Origin of the sequence: Xenorhabdus stockiae (assembly GCF_002632825.1) — a bacterium.
GTDB lineage: Bacteria > Pseudomonadota > Gammaproteobacteria > Enterobacterales > Enterobacteriaceae > Xenorhabdus > Xenorhabdus stockiae.
On the sequence record NZ_NJAJ01000030.1, the window covers coordinates 34,151 to 57,358 of the forward strand.

Genomic DNA, 23,208 nt, shown 5'->3' on the forward strand with positions numbered 1-23,208 from the left:
TATACATGCCTGAGGATCTCCACGATTTTGTTTTCTTTAGCAAAAACTTTGATCGTGCCTCAGGCACTTTAGTTCCCTTCTTAAGCGAAGCTCAGGTTAGATAATCTGCCCACCACTGCACCATCAGCCGCCGTTCGTCCAGATGTTTGGAGGTGTGAATATACGCGGCTCTAACGTTGTTGCGTTCGATATGGCTTAACTGGCGCTCGATGGCGTCATCGCTCCAGAGGCCGGATTCACCCATTGCACCACGCGCCATTGTGCGGAAACCATGCCCGCAGACTTCGGTTTGGGTATCGTAGCCCATCGCCCGTAATGCCTTATTAACGGTGTTTTCACTCATGACTTTCGCGGAATTATGATCGCTGGGGAACATCACTTCGCAGTTGCCGCTCAGTTCCTGCAACGTGTTGATAAGCAAAACAGCCTGACGGCTTAACGGCACAAGGTGATCTGTTTTCATTTTCATGCCGCGCTCAGAAAAGCGAACGCCTTTGATGGGTTGCCTTGTGGCGGGAATTTTCCACACCGCATTTTCAAGGTCGATTTCCTGCCAACGGGCAAATCTCAGCTCACTGGAACGGACAAACGTCAGCAGTGCCAGTTCTACCGCTATTTTGGTCAGCAGGCGCCCGCGATAAACAGACAATCGGTTCAGGAAATCCGGTAAATCTTCATGAGGCAGGGCAGGGTGATGGCGTGATTTTACGGTGGAAAGTGCGCCAGCCATATCACTGGCGGGGCTGGATTCGAGGATATCATTCTGGACGGCATAGCGCATGATAGCGGTAACACGTTGTTGCAATCGCTGGGCGATATTGTGTTTACCTGCATCATCAATCATTTTGATGGGGGCTAAAAGCTGGCTGGTTCTTAGCGTGGTAATGTTGAGCTTGCCAATCTGCGGGAAAATGTACTGTTCAAGGCTGCGCAGCACTGTTTGGCTATGTCTGTCGCTCCAGCGTTTGTTACTGGCGTGCCATTCACGGGCGATATGTTCAAAGGTCTGTGTGATTTTCGATGGCGAGGCAGTGCCTTTTTTCTCGGCTTTGGGATCGATGCCCTGTGCCATCAGCTTTTTGGCTTCATCCCGTCTGGCGCGGGCATCGGCTAACGATACTGCCGGATAAACACCAAATGCCAGCCGGTCTTCTTTCTTATCGGTGGGGCGGTAATACTTCATCCGCCAGTATTTCGAGCCGCGTGACGAGACTTCTAAATAGAGACCGCCGCCATCGGCGAGTTTGTAGGTTTTTTCTTTGGGCTTTGCAGTGTCGATTTGTCGTGCGTTTAGTTTCATTATTAAGGGCATCCTTGTAATCGAACGGTAAGTGCCCCGAATTATGCCCTTCGCTGCATCTTGATTGCAACAGACGAAACTAGACCTAAAAATAAGAATGGATGTTGATTTTGCTGGATTTAGCAGGAATTGTTTTACTGGGCTGGACTTCACTGGAAGTTGAAGTGGTGCCCGGAGGCGGAATCGAACCACCGACACGGGGATTTTCAATCCCCTGCTCTACCGACTGAGCTATCCGGGCTAACGGGGACGCATTAAACAGTATTCACTCCAATCCGTCAACGACTTTCTCTATAAATTTATTCAAGCGCTTTTAAAATGCACAATTGGTTGTAAATGTAAACAAAAATGGAGAGATAAACACCTCTCCATCTCTTATTTGTGACGATGATTTATCGGCGATAGCTTTTTTGAGCGTTATTTACTTTTATCAAATAACGGCGTGACTCAGCGGATGGGTGTTTATTAGTCAGGACTTCATAAACATCACCCGGTGCCATTGTATTGATAATTTGAGCTGCTTTTTTCTTATCGCTGGAAAAGACCTTTAATACACTGCCAGCACCACCGTTATAGGCTGTAATAACAGCGTAGCGGCGCGAGGTTACGTTCTGGATTTCACCTAAATAAATATTCTGTAAGATCGCTAGATAAGCCGCACCTGCATCAATGTTATTTTCAGGGTCAAAAAGATAATTGCGGCTTGGTTGGCCGGATTTACCTTGCATTTTGAATACATCCCGCCCGGCAGTATGCTGCATGACCTGCATTAGACCCAGAGCATCGGAACGGCTGACTGCGTAAGGATTAAAGCTGGATTCTGTCTGTATAATGGCAAGGATCAGAGATTCATCAATACCATATTTAATCGCAACCTTGCGAACAATAGGCAGATATTTATGGGCGCGTTTATCTAGATGATTAGGCACTAATTGCATCGTGACCGACCAAATCACATGGAGTCCTGACTGGCGACGCTGTAATTTATTCTGGAGCAGATAATCGGCAAAATGGTTTGCGCGCCATTCCCAGCGAATTGGCTCGCCAGTATTATCTAGAACCTGCCCGTACAGAAAAGGTTCTTTGCTGATCTGGATATCATTCGCGTCAGAGTAAAGATCGACAGAACCTGGATCATCACCCATCAATAAAGTTGTTACAATAGCCTTGTGTAAGTGTTGAGTTGGTTCAATGGGTGATATGGTTTCAATAGTAATGGTTCCGGCATCAAAATTAATGTGGCTACGGGTTTTATATTGATCTGTGTATTTTACGTAATCTTTCGAGCCTGCAATCAAAACTTCGCGTAATCCCCAGATCTTTTCAATGTCATGAGCAAATTGTCCCATTAAGATATCAAATCCGTTAGTGTCTTTTATGTATTCTTCTTTGTATTCAGTATCTTGTTTGCTTGAGCAGGAAATCAGAAGTGGAGTGAGCAGGAGCAGTGCCAGCAGTTTTTTCATTTTATGATGCCGTTGGATATTAGGATAAATTCCCATTTATTGGGTGATTTCTAAATATCCTGATTCACCCAATAAATAGCAGATATTAAAAGTTATTTTTCTGGTGGGGTATAACCGTCAATTTTAATATCTTTCCCTTCAAACAAGAATTTCACCATTTCCTGTTCGAGCAATTTGCGATCTTCCGGATTCATCGTATTCAGTTTCTTTTCGTTAATCAGCATAGTCTGTTTACTCATCCATTGCTGCCAGGCTTCTTTAGAAATTTCATTGAAAATACGCTTACCCAGTTCTCCCGGATAGAACTGAAAATCCTGTCCGTCAGCTTCTCGCTGTAAAAAAGTACAAAAAATAGTCCTGCTCATGATAAATCCTCAAATGTCGTTATGGAGCAAAAAATAATGGCGCACAAAATATGGATTAAGTTTATCCCAACTGCTGCAAAAGGTACTCAACGGGAGCTGCCAGTCCAATTGTTGCTGGCTGGCGTAAGTTATACCAAAGTCCCTTACTTTCATCCATGCAGGAATCAAAAGATAATATGTTGATTTTAATGGGTACGATATCCAGATGAAAATGACTGAAAGTGTGGCGAAATGAGATTAGTTGCTCAGGTTGACTGTGCGAGATCCCTGAATCTTCCAGCCACTGTTTGAGTGCGTTTTCATCAGTAAATTGCGGGAATGCAAATAATCCGCCCCAGATACCCGAAAGCGGGCGTTGTTCCAGCCAGACAGCATCACCATGCTGCATCAATAAAAAATACGCGGTTTTTTCAGGGATGGTCTGTTTCGGTTTTTTACCCGGATAATTGGCCCAACTGTGATTAGCATACGCAATACAGCCTGTATTAAGCGGGCAAATCTCACATTTTGGTTTGCTGCGGGTACATACCAGTGCACCCAAATCCATCATTGCCTGATTAAAATATTCAACACCCAGCGCAGGAGTAACGCGGGTACTGATATCCCATAGTCGATTTTCTACGTCTTTTTTACCCGGCCAGCCATCAATAGCATAGCAGCGGGCCAGAACGCGTTTCACATTACCATCAAGGATTGGGAAATGCTTGCCCTGAGAGAGGGAAAGAATAGCGCCTGCGGTAGAGCGGCCTACACCGGGTAAGGCGACTACTTCATCAAAGGTAGTCGGGAATTTTCCTCGATGTAATTCAACTATCTGCTGAGCGGCTTTATGTAGATTACGGGCACGTGCGTAATAGCCCAGACCAGTCCACAGATGAAGAACTTCATCCAATGGAGCCGCCGCCAGTGAGGTGACATCGGGAAAGCGTGAAATAAACTTCTGGAAATAAGGTATAACTGTCGCAACCTGCGTCTGTTGCAGCATCACTTCTGAAAGCCAGACGTGATAGGATGTTTTTTCCAGCTGCCACGGCAGGGTTTTACGACCATAACGGTGATACCACTCAAGTACCGCCTGTGAAAATTGCTCGGCTTCCATCATTAGAATAATTGTCTTTATATCTGATAATCGTTTCGTGAACAGGATTGCAACATAGTGTAACCTCAGTGTAAACCCGAACTTTGTTTCGAAGCACCACACAATTTAACATTAAAGTTGTGCTTATGAGCACTGAACTTGATAAACTCAGCCATCTTTGCATAATTGCGCTCACTTTAGGCAATCCTGCGGCACATAACGTCCCGGAAGCCAGAGCAAAAGCCTTTAAAACTGATAGAAAGTATCAATAGACAGTACCATGATAAATAACGTAATTTCACCGGAATATGATGAAAATGGCAGGGCTTTGCGCCGTGTCCGCAGTTTTGTGCGTCGGCAGGGGCGGTTAACGGCTCGTCAGCAACATGCACTTGATAATGTGTGGCCAAATATGGGTGTTGATTATCAGCCTGCACTGCAAGATATGGCAGAATTGTTTGGCCGTGATGCACCTGTTGTGCTGGAAATTGGTTTTGGCATGGGGACATCTCTGGTCACGATGGCAAGCCAGAATCCGGAGAAGAATTTTTTCGGAATTGAAGTCCATGCTCCGGGAGTGGGTGCATGTCTGGCTTCCGCTGAAGATGAAAATATCAGCAATTTGCGTGTGATGTGCCACGATGCGATTGAAGTACTGGAAAATATGATCCCTGAACAGGGGCTGGAAATGGTTCAGTTATTCTTCCCTGATCCGTGGCATAAAGCGCGGCATAATAAGCGTCGGATTGTACAGCCTGCTTTTGCTCAGATGATCAGAAATAAACTGAAAATCGGTGGTGTATTCCATATGGCAACTGACTGGCAGCCATATGCTGAGCATATGTTGGAAGTGATGAGCGAAGCTGAAGGGTATCGCAACATTTCAGAAAGCAATGATTACGTACCACGTCCTGATTCACGTCCTGTCACAAAATTTGAGATGCGCGGTCATCGTTTGGGGCATGGCGTATGGGATCTAATGTTTGAGAGGGTAAAATAATGGCTAAAAACCGTAGTCGCCGTCTGCGTAAAAAATTGCGTATTGATGAATTTCAGGAATTAGGTTTTTCCGTCAAGTGGAACTTTCCGGCTGATACATCCGTCGAAGTCGTAGACAGCACGGTTGATGCTCTGATTGAGGAATTAATCGAGCCAAATGGTCTGGCACTGGATGCCAGCGGTTATTTGCAGTGGGAAGGTCTTGTCTGTTTACAGAAAATCGGTAAATGCACTGAAGAACACCGCCAGCTGATTGATAAATGGCTGAAAGATCGCGGTATGGAAGAAGTTGCCACATCTGAATTATTTGATATGTGGTGGGATTGATTCGCAGTTGAATTAAGAATTGTGTAGGGGCTCATTGAGAGCCCTTTTTTGTCTGGAGAAAAAGTGGTGAAAGTAAGGTTCTCTAATGCGTTATTGGCAGATATCTTAGATGAAGTACGCCCTTTGATTGGCCAAGGAAAAGTAGCAGATTACATTCCTGCTCTGGCGGAAGTTCCGATAAATAATCTGGCAATGGCGATCTGTACGGTAGATGGTCAGGTCTTTAAAGCGGGAGATGCGGAAAAACGTTTCTCCATTCAGTCTGTTTCTAAGGTATTGAGCCTGACACTGGCAATGACACGCTATAAAGAAGAGGATATCTGGCAGCGAGTAGGCACAGAACCTTCGGGGCAACCATTTAACTCATTGGTGCAGTTGGAACTGGAAAAAGGTATTCCCCGTAATCCCTTTATTAATGCCGGAGCATTGGTTATCTGTGATATGTTGCAATCCCGCCTGAGTGCACCTAAGCATAGGATGCTGGAGTTTGTACGTAGTCTCACAGGGCAAAAAGATATTGGTTATGATGAGGTTGTTGCCCGTTCAGAAATGGAACATTCTAGCCGTAATGCAGCCATTGCTTATTTGATGAAGTCATTTGGCAATTTTGAAAATGATGTGCTCACAGTACTGCAAACTTATTTCCAGTATTGTGCTCTGAAAATGAATTGTGTTGAATTATCTCAATGCTTTATTTACTTGGCGAATAAGGGGCGGATGATCGATTCCGGTCAGCAAATTTTAAGTCTCCGACAAACCCGGCAGATCAATGCGTTAATGTTGACGTGTGGCATGTATGATGGTTCAGGCGAATTTGCTTTCAGGATTGGAATGCCCGGGAAATCAGGCGTTGGCGGGGGAATTGTCTGTGTTGTTCCGGGAGAGTTTACTGTAACAGTATGGTCTCCAGAACTGGATCGTGCGGGTAACTCTCTGGCTGGTTGTGCAGCATTGGAAAAATTAGCTGCCCGCATCGGACGTTCCATTTTTTAACTTGAAACATTAGCAGCTAATTGCAGTAGCTCTGAATAGAAGATAGAGGAGTGCAACGCTGAGGAGAACAGGAGAAGGTATGTTACGAAAAATTGTGGTTGCGGCATCACTGGTATTTGCTGTTCAGGCACAGGCTGCTTCAGAGTGCCGGACGACACTCAAAGATGACATTATTGTCACGGCCGACTCAGTGCAGATGATTGGTGAAAACAGGAGCCTGAAAATTATGCCAGATGGCTCTGTCTTTCGTAATGGTAAAGCACTATCGCTAAATGCCGATCAACGCAGTAAAGCAAAACAGTTTCAGCAACTTACCCGGCAGGATTTACCATGGGTGAAAAAAGAGGCTTTAAATCATCTCACTGACGCCCGTCAGGCATTGGATAAAGTGGTCACTGAAACGATGGGAAAGGATAGCAATATTCGCGTTCGTTTGACTAAATTGGAATCTGGCCTGAATAAGCAAATTGATAAAGTATTGGAAACCCGTCCTGATGGTATTTTTTTCCATTACCAGGCAATCAAACAGATAGAAACGGAAGGAAAGGATCTCATCCAGCAGAGTTTGGGTGGAATATTGCAGGACAGTATTAACGAAATGAGCCGTAAAACAAGCAATCAAAATGGTGACGGCAAACAGATGTTAATGTCTCTTCTCGGCGGGTTGGGAGGTATGCAGAATGGTTTGGAGGCAGAATGGAAAAAGCAGGAAAAAGAGCTAAAACGCTTTAAAGGAGAAGTGTGTGATAAAGCCAATAAACTGGAACAGTTGCGCACCAGCTTTTTGAATTCCATTAACTAAATCACAGTATTTCATATCAAGTAAGAATCATGATGAAATTGATTCTTATTTGATTGACATCCTATATTGGGCATCTAGAATGCAAATCACTTTTTATACACATGATTACTTCAGGTGCCCTAATGAAAAAGATCCTGCCGATTATTTTAGCCTCATTATTTTCTGTTACTAGTCATTCCGCATTCAGCCAGCAATCTACAACATTTACGCCAAATTCAGTCATCACTCAGTCTGGGGATTATCTCACGGTAAAACATCATTCCGGAGAAACTAAGGTTAAGAAAAATCCTGAGAGAGTGGTTTTATTTGACTTCGGTACTTACGATTCAATGGCCAAATTAGGGCTATCTGAGCGTGTTATTGCACTGCCGAAAGAAAGTTTGCCTGAATATGTGAGTAGTCACGTATCTGAAAAGATGAATGATGCCGGCGGGATGAAATCTCCGGATTTAGAAAAACTGGCTGAAATAAAACCGGATTTGATTGTGATCACCGGGCGTCAGGGTGATTTTTATGATCGTTTATCCCAAATTGCACCTACTGTGGATTTAAGCACGGATAATAAAAACTACCTGCCATCTGTTGAAAATAATCTGAAGTTATTAGGTGAACTGTTTGATAAACAAGATGCAGTAAAAGCACAGCAGGCTGGTTTAGAAAAAACGATAACGACTGCGCAGGAAAAAGCAAAATCTTCAAATAACAAAGTACTGGTTTTATTACATAATGCTGGCGAGTTATACCCGAATAATCAAACCGTTGTTTACAATGTGGTGAAAGCGCAGCGCGCTGAATTACCACCGAAATCAGATAACGATAAGAGCCGTCTTGTCACTGCGGAAATGATTGCTCAGGCAAATCCTGATGTCATCTTTATTATTGATCGCAGTAAAGCGATTGGAGCAGGGGAGTTAACAAAAGCTCAGTTTGAAACCGTTCAGGTGAAGTCAACCAATGCTTATAAAAATGGCAAGATAGTCTATTTGCAACCAGATTTATGGTATCTGTCTGGTGGCGGGATAGAGAGCCTGACGAGTCAAGTTAATGCAATCGCTGATGCTTTGTAATCACACTGATTAAATGTGTTTATAAAATAAGGCTGCCCTTGAAGCTCAAGGAGCAGCCTTATTTTTGCAGAAGCTTACTTTTACAAAAATAGCGCTACAAAAACATTTCTAATAACGAATTCAGGAATAATTTTCCGTGTTTTGTGATTTGCCAGTGTGTATCACTTTCAGTGATATAACCTTTTGCCAGCGCTGCGTCGATTTTCTGTCGGATAGTGCTTTCCGGTAATCCAGTAAAATCACTGAAATCCTTTCGTGGCATTGCTTCTAGCAAACGAAAACGGTTCATGAAAAATTCAAATGGGCGATCATCGTGATCCACTTGATGTTGTTTATCCAAATAACGCCCTTGCATATAACCGCGTGGATGTTTGGTTTTCACTGTGCGCAGAATACGCCCGTCTTCAAACGATATTTTTCCGTGTGCACCACAGCCAATTCCCAGATAATCACCAAACCGCCAGTAGTTCAGATTATGCTGACATTGATAATCCTGTTTGGCATATGCTGAGGTTTCATACTGTTGATAGCCGGCTTCTGTCAATAACTTATGTCCTTGAGAGAAAATATCCCACAGCGCATCATCATCCGGCAGAACTGGCGGGCGTGAGCCAAAACTGGTATTGGGTTCAATCGTCAGCTGATACCACGATAAATGAGGTGGTGAGAGTTCAATAGCCTGACGTAAATCGTTCAGAGCTTCATCCAGTGTCTGGTTAGGCAGGCCATGCATCAAATCAAGATTGAAACTGCGCAGCCCAAGACCAGCCGTCAGCCGTGCGGCTCGTTTCGCTTCTTCCGGGCCATGAATACGCCCTAAGCGGATAAGCTTATCTGAGCCAAAACTTTGTACACCGATTGAAATCCGGTTAATACCAGCCTGTTGATAGGCACTGAAACGGTCAGCTTCAACTGTTCCCGGATTAGCTTCCATGGTAATTTCTGCCTGCGGGGAGAGGGGCAGTAGCTCCCTGACACCATCAAGCAACCGTTGCATTCCTTCCGCACTGAGCAAACTGGGCGTACCTCCACCGATAAAGATAGTGGAGACTTCCCGCCCCTCAACCATTGGCAAATCATGACGTAAATCTGTCAGCAGGTGTTCAACATATTCCTGATGCGGTACATCTCCCTTTAATGCATGTGAATTGAAATCACAATAAGGGCACTTCTGCACACACCAGGGAATATGAATATAAAGACTTAATGGTGGTAATTTAAGCATTACGCATAGCTTCCAACAGCATTTTTAAGGCTTGTCCACGATGTGAAACAGCACTTTTTTGTTCACGGCTTAATTCTGCTGCTGTACAGCCAAATTCCGGTACGTAGAAAACCGGATCATAACCAAAACCGCCATTACCGGCTGGTTCGCGGGTAATGAAGCCAGACCAGCGACCGTGGAAGACCAGAGGAGTCGGATCTTCTGCATGACGTAAATAAACCAGAACACAATTGAATTGTGCCTGACGTTGGTCATCAGGAACATCGCTCATGGTTTCCAGTAGTTTTTCCAGATTATCCTGATCGGAGGCATCGACTCCCGCATAACGAGCCGAATAAATACCGGGAGCACCACCGAGAGCATTGACTGATAGCCCTGAATCGTCAGCAATCGCAGGTAAACCGGTTATTGCCGCAGCATGACGGGCTTTAATGATGGCATTCTCAATAAAGGTCAAACCGGTTTCATCTGCGGAATCTACACCCAATTCAGTCTGAGCGACGATATCTAAACCAAAGTCAGCCAGTAAATCAGCCAGCTCCCGGACTTTGCCAGCATTTCCTGTGGCAAGAACAACTTTCTGCATTGTTTCTATCCAATTAACTTATTATTTATTAACCAATTAAGCTCGGAATTAACCACGCTAAAACATCGGCACGGAGAGCATTTAGCGCATACAGGATCAGAATCACAATCATGGCTGAGAAATCTAATCCTCCCATTGAAGGAATAATGCGACGGATAGGTGCCATCAGTGGTTCTGTTAATTGGAGCAGAACGTAATCCACAGGGTTACGTCCCTGACTGATCCAGCTCAATAATGCGCGGGCAATCACAAGCCAGAATACCAGTTTTCCTGCGGCAGTCAGCAGTTCAATTACTCCAAGAGGGAATAGCTGGACAAGAAATTGCCCTGTTGCTAACCAGTAAGGCAACATCAGTTTGAGCATGACGAGAATGTAAGCAAAAACAACCGATGCTGTATCAATAGGGCCAATAGCGGGAAGAACCCTACGTAATGGGCGTACCACGGGTTGGGTGATTTTAACGATAAATTGTGAGAACGGATTGTAAAAATCACAACGCACCCATTGCATCCAGACTCGAAGCAGTAAAACTGCGGTATATAAATCCAGAACTGTAAAAAAGAGAAAGTTTAAGAATTGCATGTAGCAGCCCTGATCAAATTATATTGGTTGTTTAAAATAATTTTTCCATTTCCTGTGCCCGGCGTATTGCTCCCTGCATAGCTTGGGATACAACTTCCGGCAGATGGTTTTCATAAAAAACGCGTAATGCTTCGGCAGTTGTACCACCTTTAGATGTTACCTGTTCACGCAGGATAGAAAAAGGAAGTTCTGCCTGTGATTCAGCAAGTTTAGCTGAACCCATAGCCGTTTGCAGAACCAGTTCTCTGGCCGTTTGGCTGTCGAAGCCCAGACGTTCTGCTTCCTGTTGCATCGATTCCATAAACAGGAAAAAATAAGCCGGAGCACTCCCAGCAATGGCAATAATATCATTGATGCCATTTTCATCCTTTACCCAGCAGACTTTGCCGACACTGTTCATTAATACTTCAGCAAACTGGCGATCAGATTGCTTGACCTGTTCAGGTGCGAACATGCCGCTGATCCCTTGCCCGATAAGTGAGGGCGTATTTGGCATAATGCGGATAATATTGAGATTTTCCTGCAAAAATGAGTAAAAACGGGAAAGAGGAATACCGGCAGCAATAGAAAGCACAAGTTTTTGCTCGAAATTGACTTGCGAACGCAAGGAGCCACAAACTTCTTCCATCATTTGGGGCTTAACAGCCAAAACAATAACATCAGCTTCCTGAGCATAGTGAATATTGTCACTCTGACTGTTGATGCCATATTTTTCTGCCAGAACATCACGGCGAATTGTATTGGGCGAACAGACAGTGATTAGTTTGGCCGGATAGCCTTTTTTGATCAGCCCAGCGATGATGGCATGCGCCATATTCCCCGCGCCGATAAACGTGATTTTTCTATTTTCCATGAAGAAATCGTCTCGAATATTAATGAGTTAAAGTTGAGCTGTTAATTAACTTGCTGTAGAACCATACTCGCGGGCACCAAAAATGGCGGTTCCTATGCGAACTAAGGTTGAGCCACAGGCGATAGCGGCTTCCATATCATCAGTCATCCCCATAGAAAGTGTATCTATCCGTGGGTATTGTGCCTTTAATTTAATAAAAGCCTGTTCCATCCGACGAAAAATAGCGGTTTGCCGTTCATAATCTTCTTCTGGTGCAGGAATGGCCATCAGACCACGTAATACCAGATTAGGTAGTAAATCAACTGTTGCGGCCAGTTCCTCAAGTTCTTCCAGAAGAATACCTGACTTACTGTTTTCCCCACTGATATTAATCTGAATGAGGACATTGAGCGGAGCCATGCTTTCAGGCCGTTGTTCATTCAAACGCTGGGCGATTTTCAATCGGTCGATAGTATGGCACCAGTCGAAATGTTCAGCCACCAAACGACTTTTATTAGACTGTAAAGGGCCGATAAAGTGCCACACCAAATCGTTGTGGTTAGCGAACAGTTGAATTTTTTCCACCCCTTCCTGAACGTAATTCTCGCCAAATTCCCTCTGGCCTGTGGCTATCGCTTTTGCGATGGCTTCTGCAGGTTTGGTTTTACTGACTGCAAGTAATGTAATTTCTTTTGGAGAGCGCCCGCATTTCTGAGCTGCAAGGGCGATGTTGTTCCTGACATCGTGAAGATTTTGTTCGATATTGTGCATAAGAAACTCAGGAGATTAAAAAATGAATATGGAAAAGTTAGTGGCCCTTAGTGTAAAGCATAATGCCTCCGATCTGCATCTTTGTGTCGGGAAAGTGCCAATTTTGCGCATCAATGATGTGTTATATCCGCAGACACATTTGGCAGAGATTGATAATGACTTCATCAATACATGGAGCAACGGAATATTACCTGAAGAGCAACTGCGGCAATTGAGGAGCACAGGGCATGTTGATTTTGTCGTAGAAATGCCGAATAAAAGACGACTCAGAGGGAATTTATTCTATCAGCAGGAGCACCTTTCATTGGTATTACGGTTAATTTCTGATAAATGCCCGACCTTGGAGCAGCTATATGCGCCAGATATTATTCAGCGCCTTGTTTTACCCGAGGAAAAGGGACTGGCAGAAAATGGGTTGATATTAGTAACAGGTGCAACCGGAAGCGGTAAATCAACAACATTATCAGCGATGATTAACACTCTGAATAATCATGTCAGAAAACATATCATTACACTGGAAGACCCGATAGAGTTTGTTCACCTAAGCCGGAATTGTCTGATACAGCAAAGGCAAATCGGGGAAAATGTGCCGGATTATCAGACTGCGCTGAAAGGGGCACTAAGACAGGATCCTGATGTCATCCTGCTGGGTGAATTGCGTGATAAAGAAACGATCCGGTTGGCACTGACAGCCGCCGAAACGGGTCATTTGGTTTTATCAACACTACATACCCGTGGAGCAATTCAGGCAATAGATCGGCTGGTGGATGTGTTTCCCGCAGATGAGAAAGGATGGATATGCGCTCAGCTGGCAGGTAGTTTAAAGGCAGTTATTGCTCAGCAACTGCTTCCTGCTAAGGAGGGGGGAAGAGTGGCTATTTATGAAATTTTAGTCGTCAATCAGGCTGTCAGCCATTTGATCAGGGAAGGGAAAAACCATCAGATAGCAACGTTAATGCAAACCGGAGCCGCTTGCGGAATGCAAACCTACGAGCAGAGCCGCCAACAACGCAGGTTATCGGGATTGCTGGCGGAATAGCTGGCAAAATAATGGAACAAATTCCTATGATTATAACTTCACTGTATTATTGGCTTACGATAATAAGCCATTAATTATAAATAGCTTTTTATTATCAACAATGTTGCTCAAACCAGCTTTCCAAAATGACGACAGCAGAAGTGGAATCAACTTTGCCTTTATCAAGAGCGCGATATCCGCCATGAGCAAACAGATGAGAGCGCGCTTCTACCGTTGTTAATCGTTCATCATGCAGTTCAACCTGAACACCAAAGCGACCATGTATACGATTAGCAAATTTTTTGGCTTGTGCAGTGACTGGCTGTTCGGTGCCATCCATATTGAGTGGCAGACCAACAATGACTAAATCTGGCTGCCATTCTTTGAGGAGCTTCTCAATCATATCCCAATTAGGAGAACCCTCTTTGGCTTTGAAAGAATCTAGTGCTCTAGCTGTGCCGGTTATTTCTTGTCCTATAGCAGCACCAATACTGCGGGTACCGAAATCGAATGCAATCACTGTGCGGTTTTTCATCAGGCATGCCCTGCTTGTAATGCGAGATTGTGGATATTAATTCCCAATAAGGATGCAGCTTCATGCCAGCGATCGGCAACGGGGGTATTGAAAATAATTGAAGGATCAGCACTGACAGTAAGCCAGCTATTTTCCATAACTTCTTTTTCCAGCTGGCCTTTTTCCCAGCCGGCATACCCCAGTGTCATTAAAATATTTTTCGGCTGACGTGGAGTGCCTAATGCTTCGAGCATATCTTTGGAGGTCGTTACCATCGTCTCATCAGAGATTTGTATACTGGAGCTGAATCCGGGCAATGGCGTATGTAAAATAAAACCATGTTCTTCAGATAACGGTCCACCCGCCATAACCGAGCTGTTCAGATTGATGTTATCGTCTCTGTCTGCGGGAGAGATTTCTAATTTCTTCAAGATCCCCTGAATAGAAACCTGAGTTATTGGCTTATTGATAATTAACCCCATCGCACCGTTTTGATCATGTTCGCAGATATAAACTACAGAACGGTTGAAATAAGGATCAGTGAGCGAAGGCATAGCAATAAGGAAATGGTGCTGTAAGTTCATGTTTTTTTGATGATGATTTTTACGATAAATGAATAAAGTGGCTCACATGCTGTGTGAGCCTATATAATAAATGGCAAACGCTACCAGGAAATGGAAGTAGTTTGGCCTATTATACCGTTTGTTTACCCAATCGTTTTTCAATTGAATTCATCAGCATACCCGTAACAGAGATCTCAGGGAAGGCCGCTTCTATTTCACGAGCACACGTTGGGCTAGTAACGTTGATTTCTGTCAGACGATCACCAATGATATCAAGCCCGACAAAAATTAATCCTTTTTCTTTCAGTACAGGTGCGACAGCGCGCGCTATTGCCCAGTCACTTTCTGACAGAGGCCGGGCTTCACCGCGTCCGCCTGCTGCGAGGTTTCCTCGTGTCTCACCTTGTGCCGGAATACGGGCGAGACAGTAAGGAACAGGTTCACCGTCCACAACCAACACTCGCTTATCTCCATCCTTAATAGCGGGCAGGAAGTTTTGTGCCATGCAGAAACGGCTGCCATGGTCTGTCAGCGTTTCAATAATCACACCAATATTTGGGTCATCCTGTTTCAGACGGAAAATAGAAGCGCCACCCATGCCATCTAATGGTTTAAAAATAACATCACCATGTTTTTGATGGAATTCACGCAGTGTTCTGGCGTTGCGTGTTACCAGCGTATCCGGCGTCAGTTCAGGGAACCATGCAGTAAACAGTTTTTCATTACAGTCACGCAGGCTTTGTGGTTTGTTGACGATAAGGCTTCCTTTAATTTCAGCCCGTTCCAGAATATAAGTCGCGTAGATGAATTCAGTATCAAAAGGCGGGTCTTTGCGCATCAGGATAACATTCAGTGTATCAAGGGCAATATCCTGTTCATTACCAAACTGATACCACTGCTGAGGATTTTCTTCCACGGTCAGCAAACGGGTGCGCACACGGCCTTCCCCCTGATGCAGATAGAGATCATTCATCTCCATGTAATGGACTTCCCATCCACGTTTCTGTGCTTCCAGTAGCATGGCAAAACTAGTATCTTTCTTAATATTGATGGATGAAATTGGATCCATCACTATACCGAGCTTGATCATTCTTTCTCCTTAACCCAGATCACCAAAACGAACTTGTAGTGCTGTAATTGCAGTGAGTGCCGTAGTTTCTGTCCGCAGGACACGAGGGCCTAACAGGATATCAGTAAATTGGTGATTTGCCGTCATTTCTATTTCTTCGGCGGATAATCCCCCTTCCGGGCCAATCAGCAGGCGTACCTTTTCCACTGGCAACGGTAGGGTATTGATACTTTGGCTGGCACGAGGGTGCAGATTTAATTTTAGGCTGTTATCGTTTTCTGCACACCATGCTTCAAGTGACATAACAGGTCGGATCTCAGGGATCTGATTACGCCCACATTGTTCGCAGGCAGAAATTGCTATTTTTTTCCACTGTTGCAGTTTTTTTTCCAGCCTTTCCGCATCCAGTTTTACACCACAGCGTTCAGAAAGGAGTGGCGTGATAGTGTTAACACCCAGCTCAACCGATTTTTGGATGGTAAATTCCATTTTCTCACCACGGGACATAACCTGCCCCAGATGCAGATCTAATGGTGATTCGTGATCAGCCAATTCTCCGGTATGGATATAGACTTTGACCGTTTTTTTGCTGGCTTCTGTAATTTCTGCATTAAAAATCTGATTGCTACCATCAAAGAGCTGCAATCGTTGCCCGTTACTCATTCTAAGTACACGGCCAACATGGTTGGCGGCATCATCACTAAGGCTAATTTCAGCTCCTACAGTGAGAGGAGCAGGATGATAGATGCGGGGAATTCGCATATTTTTCTTTCCTTTTTCTCCGGATAACCCCGGTATGGCATATGCTGCCATGATAAAGGAGCGCTGGTAGCCTAATCAAGTTGTCTATCAGGCAAAAAGACCTTGCGAGCCGGCTCGCATATTTATTTCATAATGGCAATTTTAACGGATTTTTCATTGCTAATGACCTGTGGGAAAATTTAATATTCACCGTGTTCTGATTAACGTCAGGAAATAAATAAGGGATATCATTACAGGGATGTTATTTATGGAAGCTGTATTGAGCATTTTCATGGATGGAAAAGGTCAGTGGTTCAATAATCCAGTTAATCTGAATGATATAATAATTTCATTTTTTTGCATTACTTTAGTTTGCTTAGCCATTATTGATATAAAGACTTATCAGTTACCAGATATTTTCACTCAACCTTTATTATGGTTCGGATTGGTTTTTAATAGCGGTGATAATTTAATTCCGATCAAGAGTGCGATATATGGCGCCATATCAGGGTATTTATTTTTGTGGGTATTATATTGGTTATGTCGGTGTGTTTTTAAGAAAGAGGGGGTTGGCTATGGTGATTTAAAGCTGGCTGCTGCAATAGGGGCATGGATTGGTATGGAGATGATCCCTGTGCTGATGCTTCTGTCTTCAATCTCCGGACTATTAGGGTTTGCGATTATTTGGCTGAAAAGGAAAAATTATCCAGAGTTTATTGCTTTTGGGCCTTATCTTTGTTTTTCTGCCATACTTTTGATGTTTTTTTATCTATCTGGGATTAATATTATCGAGCTTGCTCAAGTTTAGATAATTCAGCATATTGGATATAGCCAGAAAACGATAAAAATATCACAGCCTAAAAGAGTGCGCTATGACACTAAAAATAACAGCATTATTGGAAAATCAGGTTCTTGCACCCTACAAAGGAAGCTTAATCAATAAGCAGGGGTTAAGCTTATTAATTCAGGATCAGGAAAATACAATCCTTTTTGATACTGGTCCAGATGGCAGTTTTATCGATAACGCAAAGAAATTAAATATAGACTTATCGAATGTTTCTACAGTTATTGTTTCTCACGGTCATTTTGATCACTGTGGAGGTCTGCCTTTTTTTTCTACGAATGCTAAAGTTATTTGTCATCCGGAAGTGAAAAACGAAAGATATTATGGATGGTTAATAACGAAAAATAAGGCGGTGAAATTTAAAATGTTATCCAGACAGGTTAATTATGCTAATTTCGACACTTTTTTTTCAAAAGATGAAACTCACATCAATGATAACTTTATTTATTCAGGTGAGATTAAGAAAGAGGAAAATAAAAGTTATGGTGTGATTGTAGGTGAGAATTACTCTCCGGATTTTGTCAAGGACGAAGGCGCTTTAATTTATAAATCCCGCCACGGATTAATTATTTTTATTGGCTGTGGGCATCGTGGTGTTATCGATATGGTTGAGTTTTGTAAATCTATAACGGGTATCGATAAGGTCTATGCCATTATTGGTGGCTTACATTTACGTTATGCTTCTCCTCTTAAGCTATTGAGTATCAGGCGATATATTAAAAAAGAAAACATACAGCATATTTATGCCTGTCACTGTAGTGGTAGATGGGGAAGGTTATGGTTACCAAATGCGAAGAATCTTTCTACTGGGCAATCTATTGAACTTGATTAGTATTAATTGGGAAATGAATATGAGAATTGAAAATATGGGAGAGAGCAGGATTAGAGCCTATAGTACACATTAATTACATGGTAGATGTTAAAAGCATCTAATGTATCGGGCTACTTTCTGCATACAATAGATGTTAAAAGCATCTAGTAGGCTGGGTAGCTCCTGTATACGCTAGACGTTGGAAGCATCTAGCTGGTTTAGGCTGTTCATCCTGCTTGCGCTAGACGTTGGAAGCATCTAGTTGGCCTTAAGCTGCCTACCTTACATAACCTAGACGTTAGAAGCATCTAATTATCTTAGGTTGGCTTACTTATCTCTCCGTTGAAACCAAATCTAAATAAAGTGAGTTTTTTATTCAAGATGATTTATTGCAGTATGGCTCATTGGTCACAAATTCAGTTTATTAATTAGTTATAAAAATAAAAAAATGACCAGTATCACTTAATTTAGGCATTGTTTGTGTTTAATTGGTGAATTTGTGTTTTTATATTTTGGTTATAAATTTTATTCTTATTTAAATGTAAAGTATTAAAGGGATTTTTGAAATGATAATTTCATTTTTTATTATAATGTTTTTTTTGGGAATGACTATTTGAATAAAATACGGGTGCTACTATTCGTAACACCCATGATAATTTTAATTTATTGAGGCCACGTCATTTCACCTTTAAGAACTTTTGCACTTAATTCAAGGCTGGATTCTTCCGCAAGGTTTGGATAATGTTTTTTCATAACTGAAATTAATTCTGCGGAATCTTTTGCTTTTGGTAATTCTTTCTCCAATGTAGCCAGATAATTTTGAGTAAAACTCACTGAGTCCAGTGTCATAGCTGTATGACCTACATAATGACCTGGTACCACAGTTTCAGGTTTCAGGTTTTTAATTTGGTCTAATGTTTGCATCCAGTTCTGACGGGATGATTTAGTTTGAGTGTCTGCAATCCATACATGAATATTTTCAGATACAGTAACACCGCCAACAACTGCTTTTAATTTAGGAACCCATACGAAAGTACGATCTGCTGCCGGGCCATTCAAACCTTCAACAATCAATTTCTCACCGTCTACAGTAAAAGTATTTCCTTTCAATGGCTCAGGGACAATAATTTTTTTCGGAGCCTGATCTTGCAGAACACCACCCCAGTACGCCAGTTTACCGTCTTTGGTCTCATTGATAGCTTTAATCGTTTCTGGTGAAGCGATCACTTTGGCTTCAGGGAAGGCTTCAGTGATCACATCAAGACCAAAGTAATAATCTGGATCAGATTGGCTGATATAGATCGTTGTCAGTTTTTTCCCCGTCTTTTTGATCATTTTGACCAGTTCCTGAGCATCGCTTTTTCTGAACTGAGCATCAATCAGCACAACTTCATGTTCACCACTGATAACTTCAGAAGAGACCGGAAAAATGCTTTCTTCACCCGGATTGTAAATATCCATTTTAAGTTCAGCGGCCTGAGCGAATGTCCCCATTCCTAATGAAAGAGCAGTGGCCAGAGCGGTATTTAATATTGTTTTATGTACTGTAGTCTTGTTAGCCATCATCGAATTCCTAAATGCTTATCTGCTTGAATGGCGCCTATAATAGATTGCATACACCGATTGAAAAATCCCATAATTGGCAACTGTTTGTTGCATAAATCAATCGAATCAGCGTGGGGATACAAAAACATAGATGGACAGGATCACAGCAGCACAGGTTTTTGTCACAATTGTTGAACAGGGTAGTTTGAGTGCAGCGGCAGAACGGCTTGATATGTCACGGGCAATGGTGTCACGTTATTTGTCCGAAATGGAACGGTGGTCAGAAGTTCGTCTTTTACATCGTACAACCCGCCAAATCAGCCTGACATCCGCGGGAGAACAGGCTTATCAGCGAAGCCTTAAGCTGATAGAACTGGCGGAAGCAATGCCGGTTCAACAATCGGCAGAAGCTAAGACTCTGAAAGGTCAGTTGAGAGTAAGCTGTTGTCAGGCACTGGGAATTAGTGCACTGTCTGTGGCTATCCCTGAATTTATGCGCAAGTATCCGCAAATTGGGGTTAGTCTGGAAATCAGTAATAAAGCGACTAAGTTGGTTGAAGAGCGTATTGATTTAGCTATTCGCATTACGAATAATCTGGGACTGAATTTAATCGCCCGTCCGCTATCGATTTGCCATTCTGTTATTTGTGCCGCACCTTCTTATTTAGCCGGTAAAAGACTTCCCCAGAACCCCGATGATTTGGCGATGCATAATTGCCTGACTTATAACCTTTTTGACAAAAATTTATGGTTATTTGAAAAACAGGATGAACAGTATTCGGTTCCCGTCAGCGGCACGTTAAGTGCTAATGAATCAACGGTTCTGATGGAAGCGGCTTTACAAGGAGCGGGTATTTCTATGCAGCCCTATTATTCCGTCTCGCCCTATTTAAAATCTGGGCAATTAATTGAATTATTACCAGATTATCAACCTCAGGCGATGGGGATTTATGGTATTTATGTCAGCCGTCAAAATATGCCCGCTACCTTACGGGCCTTATTGGATTTTCTGGTGGAGTGGTTTGATTCCTCCTCTCACTGGCAGCAATTAACGCTGAAAAGCTGATGCTAATTTCTGAGGGAATAGTTTAGCCTGTTGTTTTAAATGGCTAATAAATATTTCAACCGGCTCGGAAGATGGACGATGGAGCGGCTTAATTAAGCTAACGATAAAAGGAATATCTATACTGAACGGCCGGATACATAACCCTATGTTTTTATACAGTTCTTTTTTATTCAGATAGTCGAGTGCGGTCAGAGGATTGACAATCGATACTCCGATACCTTCACTAACCATGGCACATACTGATGATGCACTGTGGGTCTCCATGATCATCCTGCGTGAAACCTGATGTTCGTTAAATATCGCATCGATAAGCTTTCTGTAGCTGTCAGTAATAGAGAGGCTGATAAAGGGCTGATCATGAAAATCTTCTGGTATCAGTTGTGTTTTTTGTGCAAGCGGGTGGCTATCCGGCAGAACGCAGACTTCATTCAATGTCAGTAAAGTTTCACGTTCAGTTCCGGCAGGTGTCTGCATATGTTCGGTTAAACCGATATCGTGGCGTTGTGCCGAAAGCCACTCTTCCAGTAATGGAGATTCTTGTGGAATGATTGTCAGTTGTGCATCAGGATAGGATTGAATGAAACTGCGGCAGACTTTGGGTAATAAAGATTGTGAGAATACCGGCAAACAGGCGATAGATAGTTGCGCATACTCAAATTGGCGAATACTGTCCGCTGCATTGAGAATCCTTTCCAGCCCGTAATAGGATCGTTGGACTTCTTCAAATAACCTCAGCCCTTGCGCGGTCGGGAATAAACGTCCTTTGATCCGGTCAAACAATTTAAATTTCAACAATTGTTCTAGACGCGCCAGTTCACGGCTTACTGTTGGTTGTGAAGTTTTCAGTAAAACCGCAGCGTCAGTCAGGTTCTTTGTGGTCATTACGGCATGAAAAATCTCTATATGTCGCCATGAGCAGGCGTGCATAGTGTTCTCCTCTAGACTTCACTTCGAGACTGTTTCACGAAGAAAAATAGCCTTTTAGTGTATACCATATAACGACGTGTTTAAAAATAAAGCAAAACAATATCAAAAATGAATAGCCTTTAGCAAAATAGATATTTTTCTTCCTGCTATTTTGCTGTCAATAATGAAGTATCTGCTGATTTTGTGAGAATGCTTCAATGACAATACCCACTATGACGGTTAATTCAGGTACTGCTAATGCAGGCAATAGTTTTACACCAGAAAACCTTCTTGCTTTGCCCGCGGTTTACGGAACCCCATTATGGGTTTATGACAGTGATATTATTAGCAGACAAATTAGGCAGCTAAAGCAGTTTGATGTTATCCGGTTTGCACAGAAAGCCTGTTCTAATACCCACATTCTACGCTTAATGAGAGAGCAGGGTATTAAAGTGGATTCGGTATCACTGGGCGAAATTGAACGTGCTCTTCATGCCGGTTTTCAGCCCGGGCGTGATAAATCTGAAATTGTATTCACCGCTGATCTTATTGATGAAGAGACGCTGGAGCGTGTCATTGAGCTAGATATTCCTGTCAATGCCGGTTCTATTGATATGCTGGAACAGATTGGTCAGCGTCAGCCAGCACATCCGGTTTGGCTGAGGATTAACCCAGGATTCGGGCATGGTCATAGTCAGAAGACCAATACTGGGGGTGAAAATAGCAAACATGGGATCTGGTTTCAGGATTTGCCTTTAGCTCTTGAGAAAATTCATCAGTATAACCTGCATTTGGTTGGTCTGCATATGCATATTGGTTCCGGTGTTGACTACCAGCATCTTGCGAATGTTTGTAATGCGATGGTGGAACAGGTTGTATCGTGTGGAGTCGATATTCAGGCAATTTCAGCAGGCGGAGGGTTATCCATTCCCTATAAAAACGGTGAGGAAGCCGTGGATACTTGTCATTATTACAATTTATGGCATGAAGCCCGTCAGCGTATTGAACAGCACTTGGGGCATCATATTAAGCTAGAGATTGAGCCCGGTCGCTTTCTGGTTGCTGAAGCAGGAATTTTGATGGCAGAAGTGAGAGCGGTAAAGTCAATGGGAAGCCGTCATTATGTGCTGGCAGACGCCGGTTTTAATGATTTGATGCGCCCGGCAATGTACGGCAGCTATCACCATATTTCTGTTTTATCTGATAGCTGTAATGGAACATCCAGTGATATTGGTGAAAACAGTAGTCGTTCTGGCTTGAGGGAAACATTAGTGGCAGGGCCATTATGTGAATCGGGAGATGTTTTTACTCAATTAGAAGGAGGGGAGGTCATCCCACGTATGTTGCCCGACATTTCAGTCGGTGATTATCTGATTTTTCATGATACTGGTGCTTATGGTGCATCGATGTCTTCAAACTATAATAGCCGCCCTTTGATCCCGGAAGTATTGTTTGTTGAGGGACAGCCTCGTTTAATTCGTCGTCGACAGACGATACAGGAACTGTTATCACTGGAAGAAGTGTAAAAAAACGGGGCCGTGATGTGCCCCGCTTTGTTTACTATTTAACCTGAATTCTGGATAAGAAATTGACGAGAGGCCTGTTCCAGGAGCAAAGTTTTGGTGAAAGCCTAAAACGACTCCGGGGAGGAACAGGCCATGGACAAGTTAGTTGAAATTTTCTGCGATGTCGACGACTTTTGTCGTCTTTTCATCCCCCAGTGGGCGCAGTTTTGTC

At 43.1% G+C, this 23,208-nt stretch carries 25 protein-coding genes and 1 tRNA gene; 10 read left to right on the forward strand and 16 right to left on the reverse strand.

The features are described 5' to 3' along the window. Positions 1-91: 91 nt before the first annotated feature. The 5 genes from Xsto_RS15040 to mutY form a co-directional block, all read right to left on the reverse strand. Entirely contained in the window at positions 92-1,300 is a 1,209-nt protein-coding gene (locus tag Xsto_RS15040; protein WP_099125562.1) for a tyrosine-type recombinase/integrase, read from the reverse strand. A gap of 165 nt (positions 1,301-1,465) precedes the next feature. Next, a tRNA-Phe gene (locus Xsto_RS15045) sits at positions 1,466-1,541 on the reverse strand. Between the two features lie 151 nt (positions 1,542-1,692). Continuing rightward, the gene (gene mltC / locus Xsto_RS15050) at positions 1,693-2,766 is read right to left on the reverse strand and encodes a membrane-bound lytic murein transglycosylase MltC (protein ID WP_099125579.1); all 1,074 of its coding nucleotides are present in this window, start codon (positions 2,764-2,766) and stop codon (positions 1,693-1,695) included. Between the two features lie 92 nt (positions 2,767-2,858). After that, on the reverse strand, positions 2,859-3,131 hold the full coding sequence (locus Xsto_RS15055; RefSeq protein WP_099125563.1) for an oxidative damage protection protein: 273 nt from the start codon (positions 3,129-3,131) through the stop codon (positions 2,859-2,861). A gap of 61 nt (positions 3,132-3,192) precedes the next feature. Then, positions 3,193-4,230 (reverse strand): A/G-specific adenine glycosylase, encoded by a 1,038-nt coding sequence (gene mutY / locus Xsto_RS15060; RefSeq protein ID WP_211284329.1) that lies wholly within the window; start codon positions 4,228-4,230, stop codon positions 3,193-3,195. 259 nt (positions 4,231-4,489) lie between these two features. Between mutY and trmB the strand changes: the two genes are divergently transcribed. The 5 genes from trmB (at position 4,490) to Xsto_RS15085 (ending at position 8,397) form a co-directional block, all read left to right on the forward strand. Next, the gene (gene trmB, locus Xsto_RS15065; RefSeq protein ID WP_099125565.1) at positions 4,490-5,209 is read left to right on the forward strand and encodes a tRNA (guanosine(46)-N7)-methyltransferase TrmB; all 720 of its coding nucleotides are present in this window, start codon (positions 4,490-4,492) and stop codon (positions 5,207-5,209) included. Next, positions 5,209-5,535 (forward strand): YggL family protein, encoded by a 327-nt coding sequence (locus Xsto_RS15070; RefSeq protein ID WP_099110798.1) that lies wholly within the window; start codon positions 5,209-5,211, stop codon positions 5,533-5,535. Before trmB ends, Xsto_RS15070 begins: the two co-directional genes overlap by 1 nt. 66 nt (positions 5,536-5,601) lie before the next feature. After that, positions 5,602-6,528, forward strand: a complete 927-nt coding sequence (gene glsB, locus Xsto_RS15075) for a glutaminase B (RefSeq protein ID WP_099110808.1) — start codon at positions 5,602-5,604, stop codon at positions 6,526-6,528. A 79-nt stretch (positions 6,529-6,607) separates the two neighbouring features. After that, a complete protein-coding gene (locus Xsto_RS15080; RefSeq protein ID WP_099125566.1) occupies positions 6,608-7,330 on the forward strand; it encodes a DUF2884 family protein in 723 nt (240 codons plus the stop codon). A gap of 122 nt (positions 7,331-7,452) precedes the next feature. Next, a complete protein-coding gene (locus tag Xsto_RS15085) occupies positions 7,453-8,397 on the forward strand; it encodes a siderophore ABC transporter substrate-binding protein (RefSeq protein WP_099125567.1) in 945 nt (314 codons plus the stop codon). Between the two features lie 94 nt (positions 8,398-8,491). Here the strand turns inward: Xsto_RS15085 and hemW are convergent, their stop codons facing one another. The 5 genes from hemW to Xsto_RS15110 are packed head-to-tail and all read right to left on the reverse strand — an operon-like array spanning position 8,492 to position 12,394. Continuing rightward, a complete protein-coding gene (hemW, locus tag Xsto_RS15090) occupies positions 8,492-9,622 on the reverse strand; it encodes a radical SAM family heme chaperone HemW (protein WP_099125568.1) in 1,131 nt (376 codons plus the stop codon). Continuing rightward, positions 9,615-10,208 carry an XTP/dITP diphosphatase gene (locus Xsto_RS15095; protein WP_099110794.1) on the reverse strand — a complete coding sequence of 198 codons (594 nt, stop codon included), beginning with the start codon at positions 10,206-10,208 and terminating at the stop codon, positions 9,615-9,617. Before Xsto_RS15095 ends, hemW begins: the two co-directional genes overlap by 8 nt. A 28-nt stretch (positions 10,209-10,236) precedes the next feature. Then, positions 10,237-10,791, reverse strand: coding sequence for a YggT family protein (locus Xsto_RS15100; protein WP_099110793.1), 555 nt, complete (start codon positions 10,789-10,791; stop codon positions 10,237-10,239). A 31-nt stretch (positions 10,792-10,822) separates the two neighbouring features. Continuing rightward, complete coding sequence (proC, locus tag Xsto_RS15105) at positions 10,823-11,644, reverse strand: pyrroline-5-carboxylate reductase (protein WP_099125569.1); 822 nt, start codon at positions 11,642-11,644, stop codon at positions 10,823-10,825. 45 nt (positions 11,645-11,689) lie between these two features. Further along, a complete protein-coding gene (locus Xsto_RS15110) occupies positions 11,690-12,394 on the reverse strand; it encodes a YggS family pyridoxal phosphate-dependent enzyme (protein ID WP_099125570.1) in 705 nt (234 codons plus the stop codon). A 22-nt stretch (positions 12,395-12,416) separates the two neighbouring features. Here Xsto_RS15110 and Xsto_RS15115 point away from each other — a divergent pair, with 22 nt between their 5' ends. Then, entirely contained in the window at positions 12,417-13,433 is a 1,017-nt protein-coding gene (locus Xsto_RS15115) for a type IV pilus twitching motility protein PilT (protein WP_099125571.1), read from the forward strand. A gap of 94 nt (positions 13,434-13,527) precedes the next feature. Here Xsto_RS15115 and ruvX read toward each other — a convergent pair whose 3' ends face one another. The 4 genes from ruvX to rsmE all read right to left on the reverse strand — a co-directional run bounded on the left by ruvX (position 13,528) and on the right by rsmE (position 16,320). Beyond that, positions 13,528-13,947 carry a Holliday junction resolvase RuvX gene (gene ruvX, locus Xsto_RS15120; RefSeq protein ID WP_099110789.1) on the reverse strand — a complete coding sequence of 140 codons (420 nt, stop codon included), beginning with the start codon at positions 13,945-13,947 and terminating at the stop codon, positions 13,528-13,530. Next, positions 13,947-14,510, reverse strand: a complete 564-nt coding sequence (locus Xsto_RS15125; protein WP_099125572.1) for a YqgE/AlgH family protein — start codon at positions 14,508-14,510, stop codon at positions 13,947-13,949. Before Xsto_RS15125 ends, ruvX begins: the two co-directional genes overlap by 1 nt. A 109-nt stretch (positions 14,511-14,619) precedes the next feature. Further along, positions 14,620-15,579, reverse strand: coding sequence for a glutathione synthase (gene gshB, locus Xsto_RS15130; protein ID WP_099125573.1), 960 nt, complete (start codon positions 15,577-15,579; stop codon positions 14,620-14,622). Between the two features lie 9 nt (positions 15,580-15,588). After that, a complete protein-coding gene (gene rsmE, locus Xsto_RS15135; RefSeq protein ID WP_099125574.1) occupies positions 15,589-16,320 on the reverse strand; it encodes a 16S rRNA (uracil(1498)-N(3))-methyltransferase in 732 nt (243 codons plus the stop codon). 247 nt (positions 16,321-16,567) lie between these two features. On the opposite strand from rsmE, the gene Xsto_RS15140 reads away from it, so the two are divergent. Further along, positions 16,568-17,107 (forward strand): prepilin peptidase, encoded by a 540-nt coding sequence (locus tag Xsto_RS15140; RefSeq protein WP_244590414.1) that lies wholly within the window; start codon positions 16,568-16,570, stop codon positions 17,105-17,107. Between the two features lie 64 nt (positions 17,108-17,171). Then, positions 17,172-17,975, forward strand: coding sequence for an MBL fold metallo-hydrolase (locus Xsto_RS15145; protein WP_099125575.1), 804 nt, complete (start codon positions 17,172-17,174; stop codon positions 17,973-17,975). Between the two features lie 642 nt (positions 17,976-18,617). On the opposite strand, the gene Xsto_RS15150 is transcribed toward Xsto_RS15145, so the two are convergent. Further along, entirely contained in the window at positions 18,618-19,517 is a 900-nt protein-coding gene (locus tag Xsto_RS15150; RefSeq protein WP_099125576.1) for an MBL fold metallo-hydrolase, read from the reverse strand. A gap of 133 nt (positions 19,518-19,650) precedes the next feature. On the opposite strand from Xsto_RS15150, the gene Xsto_RS15155 reads away from it, so the two are divergent. After that, positions 19,651-20,565 carry a LysR family transcriptional regulator gene (locus tag Xsto_RS15155; RefSeq protein ID WP_099125577.1) on the forward strand — a complete coding sequence of 305 codons (915 nt, stop codon included), beginning with the start codon at positions 19,651-19,653 and terminating at the stop codon, positions 20,563-20,565. Here Xsto_RS15155 and Xsto_RS15160 read toward each other — a convergent pair. Continuing rightward, positions 20,548-21,492 carry a LysR family transcriptional regulator gene (locus Xsto_RS15160; protein ID WP_099110783.1) on the reverse strand — a complete coding sequence of 315 codons (945 nt, stop codon included), beginning with the start codon at positions 21,490-21,492 and terminating at the stop codon, positions 20,548-20,550. The two genes, Xsto_RS15155 and Xsto_RS15160, sit on opposite strands and share 18 nt — an antisense overlap. 212 nt (positions 21,493-21,704) lie before the next feature. Between Xsto_RS15160 and lysA the strand changes: the two genes are divergently transcribed. Beyond that, a complete protein-coding gene (gene lysA / locus Xsto_RS15165) occupies positions 21,705-22,997 on the forward strand; it encodes a diaminopimelate decarboxylase (protein WP_099125581.1) in 1,293 nt (430 codons plus the stop codon). Positions 22,998-23,208 lie beyond the last annotated feature (211 nt).

Coding starts and splice junctions, on each gene's coding strand:
- Xsto_RS15040 (WP_099125562.1), bottom strand. CDS start 1,300: ATGAAACTAAACGCACGACAAATCGACACTGCAAAGCCCAAAGAAAAA.
- mltC (WP_099125579.1), bottom strand. CDS start 2,766: ATGAAAAAACTGCTGGCACTGCTCCTGCTCACTCCACTTCTGATTTCC.
- Xsto_RS15055 (WP_099125563.1), bottom strand. CDS start 3,131: ATGAGCAGGACTATTTTTTGTACTTTTTTACAGCGAGAAGCTGACGGA.
- mutY (WP_211284329.1), bottom strand. CDS start 4,230: ATGGAAGCCGAGCAATTTTCACAGGCGGTACTTGAGTGGTATCACCGT.
- trmB (WP_099125565.1), top strand. CDS start 4,490: ATGATAAATAACGTAATTTCACCGGAATATGATGAAAATGGCAGGGCT.
- Xsto_RS15070 (WP_099110798.1), top strand. CDS start 5,209: ATGGCTAAAAACCGTAGTCGCCGTCTGCGTAAAAAATTGCGTATTGAT.
- Xsto_RS15080 (WP_099125566.1), top strand. CDS start 6,608: ATGTTACGAAAAATTGTGGTTGCGGCATCACTGGTATTTGCTGTTCAG.
- Xsto_RS15085 (WP_099125567.1), top strand. CDS start 7,453: ATGAAAAAGATCCTGCCGATTATTTTAGCCTCATTATTTTCTGTTACT.
- hemW (WP_099125568.1), bottom strand. CDS start 9,622: ATGCTTAAATTACCACCATTAAGTCTTTATATTCATATTCCCTGGTGT.
- Xsto_RS15095 (WP_099110794.1), bottom strand. CDS start 10,208: ATGCAGAAAGTTGTTCTTGCCACAGGAAATGCTGGCAAAGTCCGGGAG.
- Xsto_RS15100 (WP_099110793.1), bottom strand. CDS start 10,791: ATGCAATTCTTAAACTTTCTCTTTTTTACAGTTCTGGATTTATATACC.
- proC (WP_099125569.1), bottom strand. CDS start 11,644: ATGGAAAATAGAAAAATCACGTTTATCGGCGCGGGGAATATGGCGCAT.
- Xsto_RS15110 (WP_099125570.1), bottom strand. CDS start 12,394: ATGCACAATATCGAACAAAATCTTCACGATGTCAGGAACAACATCGCC.
- Xsto_RS15115 (WP_099125571.1), top strand. CDS start 12,417: ATGAATATGGAAAAGTTAGTGGCCCTTAGTGTAAAGCATAATGCCTCC.
- ruvX (WP_099110789.1), bottom strand. CDS start 13,947: ATGAAAAACCGCACAGTGATTGCATTCGATTTCGGTACCCGCAGTATT.
- Xsto_RS15125 (WP_099125572.1), bottom strand. CDS start 14,510: ATGAACTTACAGCACCATTTCCTTATTGCTATGCCTTCGCTCACTGAT.
- gshB (WP_099125573.1), bottom strand. CDS start 15,579: ATGATCAAGCTCGGTATAGTGATGGATCCAATTTCATCCATCAATATT.
- rsmE (WP_099125574.1), bottom strand. CDS start 16,320: ATGCGAATTCCCCGCATCTATCATCCTGCTCCTCTCACTGTAGGAGCT.
- Xsto_RS15140 (WP_244590414.1), top strand. CDS start 16,568: ATGGAAGCTGTATTGAGCATTTTCATGGATGGAAAAGGTCAGTGGTTC.
- Xsto_RS15145 (WP_099125575.1), top strand. CDS start 17,172: ATGACACTAAAAATAACAGCATTATTGGAAAATCAGGTTCTTGCACCC.
- Xsto_RS15150 (WP_099125576.1), bottom strand. CDS start 19,517: ATGGCTAACAAGACTACAGTACATAAAACAATATTAAATACCGCTCTG.
- Xsto_RS15155 (WP_099125577.1), top strand. CDS start 19,651: ATGGACAGGATCACAGCAGCACAGGTTTTTGTCACAATTGTTGAACAG.
- Xsto_RS15160 (WP_099110783.1), bottom strand. CDS start 21,492: ATGCACGCCTGCTCATGGCGACATATAGAGATTTTTCATGCCGTAATG.
- lysA (WP_099125581.1), top strand. CDS start 21,705: ATGACGGTTAATTCAGGTACTGCTAATGCAGGCAATAGTTTTACACCA.